This is a genomic window from Pseudomonas sp. MWU12-2345 (assembly GCF_023242385.1).
In the GTDB taxonomy this organism is placed as follows: domain Bacteria; phylum Pseudomonadota; class Gammaproteobacteria; order Pseudomonadales; family Pseudomonadaceae; genus Aquipseudomonas; species Aquipseudomonas gingeri_D.
In genome coordinates, this window is sequence record NZ_JALLJA010000018.1 from 20,311 (window position 1) to 37,137 (window position 16,827).

Sequence of the window (16,827 nt, forward strand, 5' to 3'; positions counted from 1 at the left end):
CTTGGGTGCCGGATTTTTTTTGCCTGACGTTTGAGCTGCCTCATCTTTTGGCTAGGTTTGTCTGTGCGATTGCACGAGGTGGTGTGGAATTTGCTTTTTACGTGCGTGCTAACGAATGGCGTCAACATTTCGTTATATCTGCGTCATCAGAGCAGAACCTTTCGTTCTGACTGCATGGAGCGATGCAATATCTAGGGACGGAACAAGAATTGAAGAGAAGTCACGCCCTCAATGCGCCTGTCGTGGCGGCGCCGTTGAAAGCCCACCTGTGTAAAAGCCTGATCGGCGCAGCCCTGTTTTCTGGGGTTATCAATATCCTCGCGCTAATTGGCCCGGTGTTCATGTTAGAGGTGTACGACCGGGTCATCCCAAGCCAGAGTGTTCCGACGCTAGTGGCTTTGGGGCTATTGGTTCTGGGTGTCTATGCATTGTCCGGACTGTTGGATGTTCTTCGCTCTCGAATCATGGTCAGGGTCGCCTCTTCGCTGGATCTGGCCTTGTCTTCCAGGGTCTTCAAGGTTATTTCCGGAGTGTCGTTAAAAACACCCATTACCGGTGATGCGCTCAAGCCTGCCCACGAGTTGGATCAGATCCGGAATTTTATTGGCGGACCGGGACTTGTTGCCTTCTTCGACCTGCCCTGGATGCCGGTTTATTTAGCGGTCTGCTTTTATATTCATCCCATGTTCGGCCTCTTGACCGCCGGCTTGATGATTATTCTGATTGTGTTGACGATACTGACTGATCGTCAGACCCGCTCGCTGATGCGAGCTTCAGCGGATGCCTTGAACAGGCGTAATCACCACGGCCATCAAGCGCATCAAAATGCTGAAGCATTGATGGCCATGGGGATGACTGCCGATGCGTCTGGCATTTGGCAAGCTCATCACAGTCTTTACACCACACTGCAACGACGAACTGTGGACATCGGCGGTCTCTTCGGTGGTATCTCGAAAACGCTGCGTCAGATTGTTCAGTCGGGTTCTCTGGCCCTTGGGGCCTATCTGGTGATCAAGGGGGATCTGAGTGGAGGCACGATCGTTGCGGCGTCGATTATCGTTGCACGAACTCTGGCGCCCGTCGAGCAGGTGATTACGACCTGGAGAAGCCTGTTGGGGGCTCACGTTGCCTGGGGGCGGTTGCATGAGGTCTTTGCTTTATTTCCTGATCCGCCCAGCAAGACTGAGTTACCGGCGGCTTATCGAACACTCCAGGTCGAAGGTGTTTTTGCATCTCCCCCGGGGATTCAACGTTTGACGTTGCAGAACATCAATTTTTCGATTCTAGCGGGTACGGCCATCGGGGTAGTGGGGCCGAGTGCATCGGGTAAGTCTTCGCTGGCACGTGTACTGGTTAACGCCTGGCAACCGGCACGTGGTCACATTCGACTCGATGGGGCTCCGCTTGATCTCTTGACGGATCAGTCGAGGGGCAAGTTGGTTGGGTATCTGCCACAAAGCGTTGCTCTGTTCAGCGGGAATGTTGCGCAGAATATAGCGCGGCTGAACCCATTGGCGACGGACAGTGCAATCGTCTCAGCAGCGCAACAGGCGGGTGTACACGAACTGATCCTGCAGTTGCCTCAGGGGTATGAAACTCAAGTCGGTGAGGGCGGACTTAATCTGTCGGCAGGCCAACGCCAACGTGTTGCCCTGGCGAGGGCATTGTTTGGCAACCCGTTTCTACTGGTGCTGGACGAGCCCAATTCCAATCTTGATGCCGAAGGTGAACAGGCATTGGCCAGGGCAATACTGACGGTCAAGGCGCGCGGAGGCATTGTCGTTGTCATCGCGCACCGCACCAATATTCTGTCGGTCATTGACCAGGTATTGATTCTGGAAAGCGGCGTACAAGTCGCGTTCGGCCCCAAGGACACCGTTCTTAGAAAGCCGATATTAGCGGCCACCCGACCCGTGGGCCATGCGGTGGAAATGGGAGGGGGCAACTGATGCTTGTCGATCAAGAAAGCACCTTGACTCACTCGTTGTCTCGTCATGTACGTTTAGGCGTGATCTCGCTCGTGATGTTACTGGGAGGCAGTTTGGCCTGGGGGGCACTGACCGATTTGTCTGGAGCTGTGATTGCCGTCGGGACTGTTGCAGTAGAGGGCAGCGTCAAAAATATCCAGCACCCCACCGGTGGCGTTGTGGCCGAGTTACTGGTCAAGGAGGGGCAGCAAGTGGCTGCCGGGGATGTGCTGCTTCGTCTCGATGCGACGCTGCCTGCCGCCAGTCAGGCAATCGTGTCGAAGTCGTTGAACCAGGCTTGGGCACGCCAGGCGCGTTTGGTAGCCGAACGTGACAATGCTGGTGATGTGATAGTGCCTCAGGAGCTGTTGGCGCGAATGAGCATGGATGACGCCAGGTTGGTCATGGCCAGTGAGCGGCAATTGTTTCTCGATCGTCGGGCCGCTCGCGAAGGGCAGAAAAAGCAGTTGCGAGAGCGTGTGCAGCAGCTCAACGAAACTATCTTCGGCCACGATATTCAGCAAAAAACCAAGTCCGAAGAAATCGAGTTGATCGACAAGGAGTACCAGGCGGTCAAGATTCTGTTCGACAAGGGCATGATGACCCTGGACCGGATCAACGCGCTGGCTCGTGGCATTGCCCGCTTGCGGGGAGAGCGCGGACAGCTCATGGCTTCTATCGCCGAGGCTCGGGGGAAAATCGCTGAAACCGAGTTGCAACGCCTTCAGGTCGATCAGACCTTTCGCAGTGAAGTGTCTCAGGAGCTGCGGGACCTGTTGGCGCGTCAGGGCGAGTTGGTTGAGCGCGAAATTACCGCCAACGACCAGCTTAAACGGATCGACATCATTGCGCCGATTGCCGGGCGCGTACAGCAGTTGTCGGTGCATACGCTCGGCGGGGTGATTTCACCGGCGGAAAGCCTGATGCAGATAGTGCCGCTTGATGATGAATTGCTGGTCGAGGCGAAGGTCAGTGCCCAGGACATTGATCAGATCACCCTGGGTCAGGCAGCCACGTTGCGTCTGAGTGCTTTCAATCGAAGCACAACGCCGGAGCTCAAAGGCTCGGTGGTCAGGCTATCCGCCGACTTGATTACCGATGAGCGCACGGGCGCGGGGTTCTATCGAGCCGGTATTCGAATTTCCAAAGAGGAGATGGGGCGATTATCCGGACTTACGCTGGTGCCAGGAATGCCGGTTGAGTCGCTCATAAAAACCGGAGACAGAACCGTGCTGTCTTATCTGTTCAAACCGATCAGCGACCACGCGCAGCGGGCATTCAGAGAAGGTTGAGCCCTTCTGCTTGGTCGTTTCAATATGGCTTTTCAACACCACAAGGACGATGTAATGGCAGTTATTAACGGAACCAGCGGGGCAGATACCCTTATCGGGGCTGCGGGGGATGATCAGATACGTGGCTTGGCGGGCGACGATATATTGAATGGTGGTGACGGTAATGACCTCCTGATTGGCGGCACCGGTGCTGATCAACTGATCGGTGGAGCGGGTATTGATACTGCCAGTTATGAAGATGACGTAAGTGGTAATGGCGTGACCCTGAATCTGAAGACTGGTGAGCATACCGGTATTGCCAAGGGCGATACTTTCAGTGGTATCGAAATCTTCAAGGGAACGGCTTACAGCGATGTCTTTGTTGCCAGTGCCAGTGCTGAAACCTTTGATGGTAGCGGCGGTTTCGACCGGGTGGATTACTCCACGTCCGCGCAAGCGATCAATATCACCATGAGCAACGCCACCTCTGGGACGGGGGTTGGCGGTGATGCTCAGGGTGATGTCTTTACTAACATGGAGGCCATTACCGGCACGGCCTACAATGACGTTTTCAACCTGAGTCTCGGTACGACAACGATCTACGGTGGGCAGGGTAATGACGTCTATGTGGTCAATGGTACTGCTGCTCCAAGCCTGTTTGAGTATGCGGGCGGTGGTGATGATGAGATTCGTACCAATCAGAGTCGAATGACTTTGGCGGCTGAAATCGAACGCCTGACGTATACCGGCAGTGGCAACTTCACTGGTTATGGTAATACTGGCGACAACATCATTACCGGCGGTGCAGGCAATGACTTGCTGATCGGCGGTGCCGGTGCCGACCAACTGATTGGTGGTGTGGGTACTGATACTGCCAGCTATGAGGATAGTGTGAGCGGTGGCGTGACCCTGAACCTGAAGACTGGTGAGCATACCGGTATTGCCAAGGGCGATACTTTCAGTGGTATCGAGGTGTTCAAGGGAACGGCTTACAACGATGTATTTGTTGCCAGTGCAAGCGCTGAAACGCTTGATGGCAGTGTTGGTTATGACCAGGTGGATTACTCCACGTCCGCGCAAGCGATCAATATCACCATGAGCAATGCAACCTCTGGCACGGGTGTTGGTGGTGATGCCCAGGGTGATGTGCTCACCAACATGGAGGTGATTACTGGCACAGCCTACAACGACGTTTTCAACCTGAGTCTCGGCACGACAACGATCTACGGTGGACAGGGTAATGACGTCTATGTGGTCAATGGTACTGCCGCTCCAAGCCTGTTTGAGTATGCGGGCGGTGGTGATGATGAGATTCGTACCAATCAGAGCCGAATGACGCTGGCGACAGAAATTGAGCGTCTGACGTATACCGGCAGCGGCAACTTCACCGGTTATGGTAATGCTGGCAACAACATCATTGCCGGCGGCGCGGGCAATGACCTGCTGATCGGCGGTGCCGGCGCTGATCAACTGATTGGTGGCGCGGGTATTGATACTGCCAGTTATGAAGATGACGTGAGCGGTAATGGTGTGACCCTGAATCTGAAGACTGGTGAGCATACCGGTATTGCCAAGGGCGATACTTTCAGTGGTATCGAAATCTTCAAGGGAACGGCTTACAGCGATGTCTTTGTTGCCAGTGCCAGTGCTGAAACCTTTGATGGTAGCGGCGGTTTCGACCGGGTGGATTACTCCACGTCCGCGCAAGCGATCAATATCACCATGAGCAACGCCACCTCTGGCACGGGCGTTGGCGGTGACGCTCAGGGGGATGTGCTCACCAATATGGAGGTGATTACTGGCACAGCCTATAACGACGTTTTCAACCTGAGCCTCGGCACGACAACGATCTACGGTGGGCAGGGTAATGACGTCTATGTCGTCAATGGTACTGCCGCTCCAAACCTGTTTGAGTATGCGGGCGGTGGTGATGATGAGATTCGTACCAATCAGAGCCAAATGAGTCTGGCGGCTGAAATCGAGCGCCTGACATATACCGGCACCGGTAACTTCACTGGTTACGGCAACGCTATCGACAACGTCATCACGGGTGGTGCAGGTAATGACATCTTCCTGGGCGGTGATGGAGGCGATACGTTTAACGGTGGAGACGGTATCGACACGGTCAGCTACAACGACAGTCGGATAACGGGGGTTACCATCAACCTCAAGACCGGTGTGCATACCGGTATTGCCAAGGGGGACGTGTTCAACAGCATCGAAAAGTTTGTCGGGTCGATGCAGGATGATATTTTCGTTGGTACAGGGGCTGCGGATAACTTCGATGGTGGGGCCGGGCGCGATACTGTGAGCTTCGCATTAGAAGACTCGGCGATCACGTTGGATCTCACCAAACCGTTCACGGGAGCTGCCGCCGGAGACACCTACACCTCCATTGAAGTCTTTGAAGGAACAGCCTTCAACGACACTTTCATTGGTGGTGCTGGGGCGGATACCTTTATCGGGGGCGGCGGTGCCGATTTTATCGATGGCGGTGCCGGCCTCAACGACATGGCTTCCTACACGACCAGCTCGGCTGCAGTGCAGTTGGATTTGCAGTCCGGGACGGCAAATGGCGGCGATGCGACAGGTGATGTGCTGGTCAATATCGAAAGCCTGCATGGCTCGGAGTTCGATGACACGCTGGCCGGCAGCTCCGGTAGCAACCAGCTCTACGGGGGCGGAGGTAATGATTGGGTCTATGGCGGGGACGGTGATGATTTTATCGTGGGCGGGAAGTATGAGCCTGCCAGCCTCAATGGACCCAGCCATGATGGGCCGGCGGAAGCAGACCAACTGTTTGGTGGTAATGGCAACGACACGATCCTGAGCGCTAATAATGACACCGGGACCGTTATTCACGGTGATGCTGGCGACGATAGCATTACTGTCTATCACGGCACGGCTTACGGTGACGAGGGTAACGATAAGTTGACCGGTACGGGGAGTGACTACCAGTTGTTCGGTGGTGCCGGCGCTGACCAGTTGACCTTGTCGGGCAGTGGTTATGCCTATGGTGGAGAGGGCGGCGACACGTACATTGTTCTCTCGACCTCAACCGTACTGATCAAGGACGATGGTCTGGCAGGCAATGACTTGGTCAAGCTCCAGAATATCCAGAGCTTTCAGGATGTGGTGATCAAGACGGATGGCACGAGTTCCTACATTTTCTCGGCCGCCGCCTTGAATGCGGGCAATGACCATCCTGCCGTGGTCTTGCAGGACTGGTATGCAGGCTCCAGCACCATCGAGTCGTTCCAGACTGCTAATGGAGATACGTTCACCATTCCAGCCTGAACAACGAACAACCATCGGCAGCCTACCTTCAGGCAAGCTACCGACAACGGAAGCGGTAAAGACTGCGCAAGCAGGCTTTGCCGCTTTTTTCGGGCGTTGATTTTTTCTGCAGGCAAAAGAAAACCCCCGCCAGGCCCAGGGCCTGACGGGGGTTTCTCAACCCGCGCGGTAAGGCGCGGGTCTGGCTCAGCTTATTGGCAAGCTTCGCAATCCGGCTCGTCGATCGCACAGGCCTTTGGCACTGGCGCCGGGCCGGCTGGCGCGGTAGGTGCCGCCAGGACCGAATCGTCGCCGTGGTTGCCGCCGCTGGAAACAGCGTTCAGCTTGCCGGTGTTGATGGTCGACTTCTCGGTGCTGGTCGCGGCCAGGGCACGGAGGTAGTAGGTGGTCTTCAGACCACGGTACCAGGCCATGCGGTAGGTCACGTCGAGTTTCTTGCCCGAAGCGCCGGCGATGTACAGGTTCAGCGACTGCGCCTGGTCGATCCACTTCTGGCGACGGCTGGCGGCATCGACGATCCACTTGGTTTCCACTTCGAACGCGGTCGCATACAGCTCCTTGAGCTCTTGCGGAATGCGTTCGATCTGCTGCACGGAACCGTCGTAGTACTTCAGGTCGTTGATCATGACCGAGTCCCACAGACCGCGAGCCTTCAGGTCGCGAACCAGGTACGGGTTGATCACGGTGAATTCGCCCGACAGGTTCGATTTCACATACAGGTTCTGGTAGGTCGGTTCGATCGACTGCGAAACGCCAGTGATGTTGGCGATGGTCGCGGTCGGTGCGATGGCCATGATGTTGGAGTTACGAATGCCTTTCTGTACACGGGCGCGAACCGGTGCCCAGTCCAGGCTTTCGGTCAAGTCGACATCGATGTACTTCTGGCCACGGGACTCGATCAGGATCTGTTGCGAATCCAGCGGCAGGACGCCCTTGGACCACAGCGAACCCTGGAATGTCTCGTAGGCGCCACGCTCGTCGGCCAGGTCGCAGGACGCCTGGATCGCGAAGTAGCTGACCGCTTCCATGGACTTGTCGGCGAAGTCGACGGCGGCATCCGAACCGTAAGGGATGTGCTGCAGGTACAGCGCATCCTGGAAGCCCATGATGCCCAGGCCGACCGGACGGTGCTTGAAGTTGGAGTTCTTCGCTTGCGGCACCGAGTAGTAGTTGATGTCGATCACGTTGTCGAGCATGCGCACGGCGGTGTTCACGGTGCGTTGCAGCTTGGCCTTGTCCAGCTGGCCGTTGACGATGTGGTTCGGCAGGTTGATCGAGCCCAGGTTGCAGACGGCGATCTCGTCCTTGTTGGTGTTCAAGGTGATCTCGGTGCACAGGTTCGAGCTGTGCACCACGCCCACGTGTTGCTGCGGGCTGCGCAGGTTGCACGGGTCCTTGAAGGTCAGCCATGGGTGGCCGGTTTCGAACAGCATGGACAGCATCTTGCGCCACAGGTCCTTGGCCTGGACGACCTTGAACAACTTGATCTTGTTGTACTCGGTCAGGGCTTCGTAGTACTCGTAGCGCTCTTCGAAAGCCTTGCCGGTCAGGTCGTGCAGGTCCGGCACTTCCGATGGCGAGAACAGGGTCCACTTGCCGTCATCGAAGACGCGCTTCATGAACAGGTCAGGGATCCAGTTGGCGGTGTTCATGTCGTGGGTGCGACGACGATCATCACCGGTGTTCTTGCGCAGCTCGATGAACTCTTCAATGTCCATGTGCCAGGTTTCCAGGTAGGCACAGACCGCGCCCTTGCGCTTGCCGCCCTGGTTGACCGCTACGGCGGTGTCGTTGACCACTTTGAGGAACGGCACGACGCCCTGGGATTTGCCGTTGGTGCCCTTGATGTACGAACCCAGTGCGCGCACCGGCGTCCAGTCGTTGCCCAGGCCACCGGCGAATTTCGACAGCATGGCGTTGTCGTGGATCGCGTGGTAGATGCCCGACAGGTCGTCCGGCACGGTGGTCAGGTAGCAGCTCGACAGCTGTGGGCGCAGGGTGCCGGCGTTGAACAGGGTCGGGGTCGATGCCATGTAGTCGAAGGACGACAACAGGTTGTAGAACTCGATGGCACGCTCTTCACGTTGTTTCTCTTCGATCGCCAGGCCCATGGCCACGCGCATGAAGAAGATCTGCGGCAGTTCGAAACGCACGCCGTCCTTGTGGATGAAGTAACGGTCGTACAGGGTCTGCAGGCCCAGGTAGGTAAACTGCTGGTCGCGCTCGTGGTTGATCGCCTTGCCGAGCTTTTCCAGGTCGAACTCGGCCAGGACCGGGTTCAGCAGTTCGAATTCGATACCCTTGGCGATGTAGGACGGCAGGGCCTTGGCGTACAGCTCGGCCATTTCGTGGTGGGTGGCGCTGTCGGCGACTTCGAGGAAGCTCAGGCCTTCGGCACGCAGGGTGTCCATCAGCAGGCGAGCGGTCACGAAGGAGTAGTTCGGCTCGCGCTCCACCAGGGTCCGGGCGGTCATCACCAGGGCGGTGTTGACGTCTTTCAGGGCCACGCCGTCGTAGAGGTTCTTCAGGGTTTCGCGCTGGATCAGGTCGCCGTCGACTTCTTCCAGGCCTTCGCAGGCTTCAGTGACGATGGTGTTCAGGCGACCCATGTCCAGTGGCGCGACGCTGCCGTCGGCGCGGGTGATGCGGATCGACGGGTGAGCGTTGACCGGCTCTTCGGAAGGGGCGCGGATGGCGCGTTCCTTGGCCCGCGAATCACGGTAGATCACATAGTCGCGGGCGACTTTCTGCTCGCCGGCACGCATCAGGGCCAGTTCGACCTGGTCCTGGATTTCTTCGATGTGGATGGTGCCGCCCGAAGGCATGCGCCGTTTGAAGGTCGCGGTGACCTGTTCGGTCAGGCGGGCAACGGTGTCGTGGATGCGCGACGAGGCGGCGGCGGTGCCGCCTTCAACTGCGAGGAACGCTTTGGTGATGGCGACGGTGATCTTGTCATCGGTATAAGGAACGACAGTGCCGTTACGCTTGATCACGCGCAGTTGGCCCGGCGCGGTGGCGGACAGATCCAGATTCGAATCGGCGGCCTGCGGCACGGTGCCTTGCGGGTTCTCGCGAGTTGTGTCGGTTTGCATGGGTGTCTCCACGTTCTCTATGTTTGTTTGGGCACCATGAAGGTGCCCACCGTTCTGTCCTGAAGCACTACAACCGAACGATGTCGGGCATAACCACTTCGGGACAGGGGAAGAGGGCTTTCGGGCGCCGCTTCCTTGCCGAAGTTTGCAACGCTGCGGGTCGCTGACCCGAAACGGTATTCCTGATGGGTGACAGTTTTGTCCTGCAACACCCGTACCGTTTTCCCACGCAAGAAGGAAGAACGGCTGCCATCCGCGTATGCGGTTTGGGCTTTCAAATCGGTGTTTAGTTCAACCCCGCGGATGCAAGAAAAGAGCTTGAGTTCCTGACGCGAAATGTGGTTGGGGATTTTGGGCGAAAACCCTACATGTTGGGTTTTTTTGCTGCCGAGATACAAGATAATGCGTTTTGGGGGATGATTGCAATGTACTGCCTGTGGATAAATCTGTGCGTAATTTGTGTATGAAAGCCTGAAACCGCGCGTAGGCCGCGGCAGGCCGGGATTACGCCGCCTGTCATTGTTTTTTACCGCTGCGGACCACGTGCGTGGATTTTTGCGGGCGCGAACCCTATCACAAAAAAGCCCATGACCGAGCGCGAATCCTGGCGTGTGTGCGATGACCCGGTCGTTGCTACAATCGGCCGGCCTTACCCTTTCTATATCCGCCTGAATCATGACAAAAAGACGGGCGGAGCCTTTCAACGCTGAACATTTGCACGCAGAGGTCGCCCGTGGAGCAAGCCTGGCAGGTATTGATAGTCGAGGATGACCAGCGTCTGGCCGAGTTGACCCGTGAGTATCTGGAGAGCAACGGCTTGCGGGTCTCCATAGAGGGCAACGGTGCCCGGGCCGCCGCGCGGATTATCGCCGAGCAGCCCGACCTGGTGATTCTCGACCTGATGCTGCCCGGCGAGGATGGCCTGAGCATCTGCCGCAAGGTGCGCGAGCGCTACGACGGGGTGATCCTGATGCTGACCGCGCGCACCGACGACCTCGACCAGATCCAGGGGCTGGACCTGGGGGCCGATGATTATGTCTGCAAGCCGGTGCGCCCGCGCCTGTTGCTGGCACGGATCCGCGCGCTGCTGCGGCGCGGCGAGCCGCTCCAGGGCGCGGCCGAGGAAAAGGTCCGGCGCCTGCGGTTCGGCCCGCTGCTGATCGACAGCGCCTTGCGCGAGGCCTGGCTGAGCGGGGCGGGGATCGAACTGACCAGTGCCGAGTTCGATCTGCTCTGGCTGCTGGTGGCGAATGCCGGGCGGATCCTCTCGCGGGAAGAAATCTTCACCGCCTTGCGCGGCATCGGTTATGACGGCCAGGACCGCTCCATCGATGTGCGTATTTCGCGCATCCGCCCGAAAATCGGCGATGACCCCGAGCACCCGCGGCTGATCAAGACCGTTCGCAGCAAAGGCTATCTATTTGTCCCTGAAGCGTTCGCAGACCTGCCGTCGTGAACTCGATCTTCCTGCGCATCTACGGTGGCATGTGTGCCGCCCTGGTGCTGGTGGCGTTGCTCGGGGTGCTGGCCCTGCACCTGCTCAACCAGGTGCGCGGCGAGCAATACCGCGAGCACCTGGCCCATGGCACCTTCTCGCTGATGGCCGACAACCTGCGGCCGATGGACGAAATCGAGCGCCGTCGGGCCCTGGCGATATGGGAGCGACTGCTGGGTATTCCACTGTCCTTGCAGCCGCTGGCCGATGTGCACCTGGATCTCGGCCAGCGTACCCGGGTGCTGCGCGGCCAGGCCCTGGTGGAACAGACCGGGCCTTATGCGGCGAAGATCTATCGATTGCTCAGTGACCCGGAGCAGTTGGTATTAACAGGCGAGGTCCAGCAGATCAGCGAGCAGTTGGCCCGGGCGACCATCTACCTGTTGGCCGACGAACTGGTGCGCTACCCCGATGCCGAGCAGCCGGCACGCCTGGCGGCGCTCAAGCGTGACAAGGGCTTTGGTTTCGACATGAAGCTGGTCACCCCGGACCAGGCCGATATGGATGAAGACCAGCGCCGGCGGATCAGCGAAGGCGATACGGTCATGGCCCTGGGCAAGGGCGGCGATTCGATCCGGGTGTTTGCCGGCCTGTCCGGTACGCCCTGGGTCCTGGAAATCGGTCCGCTGTACCAGATGAACCCCTATCCGGCGCAATGGCTGGTGTTGATTGCCGTGCTCGGCTTGAGCCTGATCGGCCTGATCGTCTACCTGCTGGTGCGACAGTTGGAGCGGCGCCTGCGCGCAGTGGAGTCGGCGGCCACGCGGCTGGCCCAGGGCAATCTGGAAACCCGCGTGCCGGCCGCTGGCGCGGACTCCATCGGACGCCTGGCCGCGGCATTTAATGGCATGGCCGAGCACTTGCAACGCTCGCTGATGATCCAGCGCGAATTGGTGCGAGCGGTGTCCCACGAACTGCGCACGCCGGTGGCGCGCCTGCGTTTCGGCCTGGAAATGATTGGCGATGCGCAGACGCCCGAGGCGCGGCACAAGTATATGGAAGGCATGGACGGCGATATCCAGGACCTCGACCGGCTGGTGGACGAGATGCTGACCTACGCCCGGCTGGAGCAAGGCACCCCGGCGTTGAGTTTCCAGCGGATCGACCTCAGTGCCCTGGTCGACCAGGTGATCGGCGAGCTGGCACCGTTGCGGGTGGAGGTGCGGGTGACGCGCGGGCTGTGCTTTCCGCTGGCCGCCGGGGACGAGGTGTGGGTCGAGGCCGAGCCGCGTTACCTGCACCGGGCCTTGCAGAACCTGGTCAGCAACGCGATGCGCCATGCGCAGTCGCAGGTCTGCATCAGCTACCAGGTCGGGCCCTTGCGTTGTCGGGTGGATGTCGAGGATGACGGCCCCGGCGTGCCGGAAAGTGCCTGGGAGCGGATCTTCACGCCGTTCATGCGCCTGGATGACAGCCGGACCCGGGCTTCGGGCGGGCATGGCCTGGGGTTGTCCATCGTGCGCCGGATCATCCACTGGCACGACGGCCGGGCGCTGATCGGCAAGAGCCAGTTGCTTGATGGCGCGTGCTTCAGCCTGAGCTGGCCGCGTTATCAGGACAAGGCCTGACGCGGCGGTTCACGCCGGGATGGCGACCAGGCTCAGCAATTGCCCGTCATGCAGGCCGAACTGCGCCTGCAACTCTGTGCCGTGGCACCATTCACTGGACAGGTCGGTCAGCAGGCGCAAGCGCACCTGCCCACTGATATTCCACTCCAGCACTTCGGCGTGCTCGAAGTAAAAGCGTTTTTGCACCAGCGGGTAGAGCGCCTTGAACAGGCTTTCCTTGACCGAGAAGGTCAGGGTCACCAGCAGGGCGATCTGCTCGGCGGAACCTGCGGCCATGCGCTGCATTTCGGCTGGAATGAGGATTTCGCCGGCCAGTCGCTCGGCTCGTTCTGCGCTCAGCAGGTCTTCCAGGTCCATCCCCAGGCCCCGCCAGTGGGATTTAGGCGCGACGATGGCGGCGGCCCGGCCGGTGCCATGGGTGATAGAGCCGGTGATATGGGCCGGCCAGATCGGCGCACGGTCCTCACCGATGGCCGGAACGCTGTCGGTACCGTCCAACTGCCGCAGGGCGGCGCGGGCACAGAGGCGCCCGGCGAGGAATTCGGCCTGGCGCTTGGCCACCGAGCGCTGAATACTGGCCGGCGGATCGATGCGGCTACGCTGGAAGTCGTCCGCGGCGAGCTGCGACGGGTTGAATCGGGTGCTGAGCAAGACGCTATGCGCCAGAGCCTCGGGCAACGGCCAATGGGCGTCGAGGGGCGTGCAGCAAACGGGCAGGGCGGGGAGGTTGTTCATGGCGGGCATTTTGCCGGGTTGGAACGGCGCTTTCCAGAGCCGATTCCCTTGTCCATCCAAATGTGTTCAGGGGGAGTTCAGGGCCACTTGTTTACTCTGTAACAATGATGATGCGCAAATCTGCTCCTGGCCGGTCGGCCGTGTCTTTCATGAAACACTTTGGCTGAACTGAGTTACCGTTATGGGCGAAGCGATGCCGGTAGCGTTGGGAGAGCATTATGAAATTGCTGGTGGTAGAAGACGAGGCGTTGTTGCGCCATCACTTGCAGACCCGCTTGAGCGACAGTGGTCATGTGGTCGAGGCGGTGGGCAATGCCGAAGAGGCGCTGTACCAGACCGAGCAGTTCCATCATGACCTGGCGGTGATCGATCTCGGCCTGCCGGGCATGGGCGGACTGGACCTGATCCGCCAACTGCGCTCGCGCGGCAAGGTTTTCCCGATCCTGATCCTCACCGCGCGTGGCAACTGGCAGGACAAGGTCGAAGGCCTGGCCGCCGGTGCCGACGACTATCTGGTCAAGCCCTTCCAGTTCGAGGAACTGGAGGCGCGAATGAATGCCTTGCTGCGGCGCTCCAGCGGTTTCACCCAGTCGACCATCACCGCCGGCCCCCTGCTGCTGGACCTCAATCGCAAGCAGGCCTCCCTCGACGACCAGCCCCTGGCGCTGACGGCCTACGAATACCGGATTCTCGAATACCTGATGCGTCACCACCAGCAGGTGGTGGCCAAGGATCGCCTGATGGAGCAGTTGTACCCGGACGACGACGAGCGTGATCCGAATGTGATCGAGGTACTGGTCGGGCGCTTGCGGCGCAAGCTGGAAGGGCCGGTCGGGTTCAAGCCTATCGATACCGTGCGGGGCCTGGGCTACCTGTTCAACGAGCGCTGCCGGTGATTCGTTCGCTACGGGTGCGGCTGATGCTGGCCGCCACCATCCTGGCGATATTGTTCATGTTGGCCTTGTTGCCGGCGATGCAGGGGGCGTTCAGCCTGGCCTTGCAGGATTCCATCGAGCAACGCCTGGCTTCGGATGTGACCACGCTGATTTCCGCGGCGCGCATCGAAAAACAGAAACTGCAAATGCCCGATCTGCTCCCCGACGAGCGATTCAACCTGCCCGACAGCCGCCTGCTGGGTTATATCTTCGACCGCGACGGGCGCCTGGTCTGGCGTTCGCGGGCAACCCAGGAAGAGCATATCAACTACCGTCCGCGGTATGACGGGCGCGGCAACGAGTTCGCGAAAATCCGCGAGGACAACGGCAACGAGTTCTTCGTCTACGACGTCGAGGTCAAGTTGCTCGGCGGCAAGAGCGCCGCCTACAGCTTTGTCGCCCTGCAGCCGATGCGCGAATACAACATGACCCTGGCCGGCCTGCGGGAAAAACTCTACCTGGGCTTCGGCGCGGCCTTGTCCGTGCTGCTGGCGCTGCTCTGGCTCGGCCTGACCTGGGGCCTGCGCGCGCTGCGGCGGTTGAGCCAGGAACTGGACCAGATCGAGAGCGGCGAGCTGGAAAGCCTCAGCGAGGAGCATCCGCGGGAACTGCTGCGCCTGACCGGTTCCCTCAACCGCTTGTTGCGCAGCGAGCGCGAGCAGCGCAGCCGTTATCGCGATTCCCTGGACGATCTGGCCCACAGCCTGAAAACGCCCCTGGCGGTTCTGCAAGGGGTCAGCGAGGGGATGGCGCAGCGCCCCCAGGATCGCGATCAGGCCCGGGTCCTGCAGAGCCAGATCGAACGGATGAACCAGCAGATCAGCTACCAGTTGCAGCGCGCCAGCCTGCGCAAGAGCGGCCTGGTCCGGCACCAGGTCGAACTGCGCCCGGTGCTCGACAGTCTGTGTAGCACCCTGGACAAGGTCTATCGCGACAAACAGGTGGTGGTCGCCATCGATGTGCCGCAGTTCAGTCATGTGCCGATCGAGCAGGGGGCGTTGCTGGAACTGTTGGGCAACCTGTTGGAGAACGCCTACCGCCTGTGTCTGGGCAAGGTGCGGGTCAGCCTGCGCCGAGGTTTGCAGGGCATCGAGGTGTATGTCGAGGACGACGGGCCGGGGGTGCCGCCCGACCAGCGGGCGCGTGTTCTGCAACGTGGCGAGCGCCTGGACCGCCAGCACCCGGGGCAGGGCATCGGCCTGGCGGTGGTCCAGGACATCATCCAGAGCTACGACGCCGAGATGACCCTGGGGGATTCGACCCTGGGGGGCGCATCGTTCCGCATTCATTTCCCGCCGCAATAACCGCCGGGCGCGCCTCTACAGTTCCTGGGCGCGATAGGCCCCGGGGGTCAGGCCGGTCCATTTCTTGAAGGCCCGGTGAAAGGCCGAGGGCTCGGAAAAACCCAGCTGTTCGGCGATCTGTTGCAATGACAGTTCGCTGCGGCCCAAGTGGTAGATGGCGATGTCCCGCCGCAGTTGATCCTTGAGTTCCTGAAAACTCGTGCCTTCCTCGCGCAAGTGCCGCCGCAGGGTTTGCGGGCTGATATGCAGGTGCTGGGCGACCGCCTCCAGGTCCGGCCAGCGACTGGCATCCCGACTGAGCAGGCGGCGCAGTTGGCTGCTCAGGCTGTCGCCGTCGTCGGGACGGGCCAGCAGGTCGGCGGGGGCGCGACCGAGGAACTGCTTGAGCGTGCGTTCATCCTGTTGCAACGGCAGGCTCAGGTAACGGCTGCTGAACAGCAGGCTGCTGCTGGCGGCGTCGAAGGTCAGGGGACAGGGAAACAACAGGTCGTATTCACTGGCGTGGTCGGGCCTCGGGTAACCGAAGTCGGCCTCGAGCAGGCGAATACGCTGGCCGATCAGCCAACTGCCCAGGCGGTGCCAGACCACCAGCAGGCATTCGCTGAGAAAGTGATCCGGGTCCCACAGGTTCGAGGCATCCAGGCTCAGGCGCGTGCAGTCGCCTTCGCGGCTGAGCTGCAGGCGTGGGGCGTCGGGGAACAGGCCGTAGAACCGCAGGCCACGGTCCAGGGCCTTTTCCAGCGTCGGACAATGAATCAGCGCATGCATCATCATGGCGAAGGTGCCGCGTCGGCAGCGGCTCTGGCCGAACCCCAGGTATTCGTCGTCCAGCTCCAGCCAGAGCCCTTGCAGCAACTGGGTGAACTGCTCCGGCGCCAGGCGCGCCCGCGGCTCGTCGAGCCACTGCGCGGCGATGCCCAGGCGTTGCAGCAGCGGCGCGCAGTCGTGACCCTGCCGACGTGCCCCTTCCAGGGCGGCGCGGGCGAAGTGGCTGGCGATGCTGCGTTCACGCATGGGGCGCTTCCGTCCATTGGGTGGCCGATGTTAGTCATGGAAATGACGCAGGGACAAGGCGGATATCCGCCAAAACCTCGGGTGCTTTGGGGTGGATGGGCGGAAATCCGCCATCTATGCTATAGGGGCGGAGCGTGATAACCCCCGCA

At 60.0% G+C, this 16,827-nt stretch carries 11 protein-coding genes; 7 read left to right on the forward strand and 4 right to left on the reverse strand.

Features of this window, described 5'->3' with window-relative positions; genetic code table 11:
• The first annotated feature begins 209 nt into the window (after window positions 1-209).
• The 3 genes from M5C71_RS27210 to M5C71_RS27225 are packed head-to-tail and all read left to right on the forward strand — an operon-like array spanning window position 210 to window position 6,535.
• Window positions 210-1,949, forward strand: coding sequence for a type I secretion system permease/ATPase (locus M5C71_RS27210; RefSeq protein ID WP_248769194.1), 1,740 nt, complete (start codon window positions 210-212; stop codon window positions 1,947-1,949).
• Window positions 1,949-3,259: an HlyD family type I secretion periplasmic adaptor subunit gene (locus tag M5C71_RS27215; protein ID WP_248769195.1), complete on the forward strand. Its 1,311-nt coding sequence runs from the start codon at window positions 1,949-1,951 to the stop codon at window positions 3,257-3,259. The genes M5C71_RS27210 and M5C71_RS27215 overlap by 1 nt, the downstream gene beginning before the upstream one ends.
• A 54-nt stretch (window positions 3,260-3,313) precedes the next feature.
• Window positions 3,314-6,535: a calcium-binding protein gene (locus M5C71_RS27225; RefSeq protein WP_283094074.1), complete on the forward strand. Its 3,222-nt coding sequence runs from the start codon at window positions 3,314-3,316 to the stop codon at window positions 6,533-6,535.
• Window positions 6,536-6,726: 191 nt separating this feature from the next.
• Here M5C71_RS27225 and M5C71_RS27230 read toward each other — a convergent pair whose 3' ends face one another.
• Both M5C71_RS27230 and M5C71_RS27235 read right to left on the reverse strand, forming a co-directional pair.
• On the reverse strand, window positions 6,727-9,627 hold the full coding sequence (locus tag M5C71_RS27230; protein WP_103497254.1) for a ribonucleoside-diphosphate reductase subunit alpha: 2,901 nt from the start codon (window positions 9,625-9,627) through the stop codon (window positions 6,727-6,729).
• A 17-nt stretch (window positions 9,628-9,644) separates the two neighbouring features.
• The gene (locus M5C71_RS27235) at window positions 9,645-10,331 is read right to left on the reverse strand and encodes a hypothetical protein (RefSeq protein WP_248769196.1); all 687 of its coding nucleotides are present in this window, start codon (window positions 10,329-10,331) and stop codon (window positions 9,645-9,647) included.
• Window positions 10,332-10,360: 29 nt separating this feature from the next.
• On the opposite strand from M5C71_RS27235, the gene M5C71_RS27240 reads away from it, so the two are divergent.
• Both M5C71_RS27240 and M5C71_RS27245 read left to right on the forward strand, forming a co-directional pair.
• Window positions 10,361-11,083, forward strand: coding sequence for a response regulator (locus tag M5C71_RS27240; RefSeq protein WP_103497255.1), 723 nt, complete (start codon window positions 10,361-10,363; stop codon window positions 11,081-11,083).
• Window positions 11,080-12,690 carry an ATP-binding protein gene (locus M5C71_RS27245; protein WP_248769197.1) on the forward strand — a complete coding sequence of 537 codons (1,611 nt, stop codon included), beginning with the start codon at window positions 11,080-11,082 and terminating at the stop codon, window positions 12,688-12,690. The genes M5C71_RS27240 and M5C71_RS27245 overlap by 4 nt, the downstream gene beginning before the upstream one ends.
• 9 nt (window positions 12,691-12,699) lie before the next feature.
• On the opposite strand, the gene M5C71_RS27250 is transcribed toward M5C71_RS27245, so the two are convergent.
• Window positions 12,700-13,425, reverse strand: a complete 726-nt coding sequence (locus tag M5C71_RS27250) for a 4'-phosphopantetheinyl transferase (protein ID WP_248769198.1) — start codon at window positions 13,423-13,425, stop codon at window positions 12,700-12,702.
• A gap of 218 nt (window positions 13,426-13,643) precedes the next feature.
• On the opposite strand from M5C71_RS27250, the gene M5C71_RS27255 reads away from it, so the two are divergent.
• A complete protein-coding gene (locus tag M5C71_RS27255) occupies window positions 13,644-14,321 on the forward strand; it encodes a response regulator (protein ID WP_100944205.1) in 678 nt (225 codons plus the stop codon).
• Window positions 14,318-15,664, forward strand: coding sequence for an ATP-binding protein (locus M5C71_RS27260; RefSeq protein WP_103497258.1), 1,347 nt, complete (start codon window positions 14,318-14,320; stop codon window positions 15,662-15,664). Before M5C71_RS27255 ends, M5C71_RS27260 begins: the two co-directional genes overlap by 4 nt.
• A 15-nt stretch (window positions 15,665-15,679) precedes the next feature.
• On the opposite strand, the gene M5C71_RS27265 is transcribed toward M5C71_RS27260, so the two are convergent.
• Window positions 15,680-16,678, reverse strand: a complete 999-nt coding sequence (locus M5C71_RS27265) for an AraC family transcriptional regulator (protein ID WP_248747952.1) — start codon at window positions 16,676-16,678, stop codon at window positions 15,680-15,682.
• Window positions 16,679-16,827: the final 149 nt, after the last annotated feature.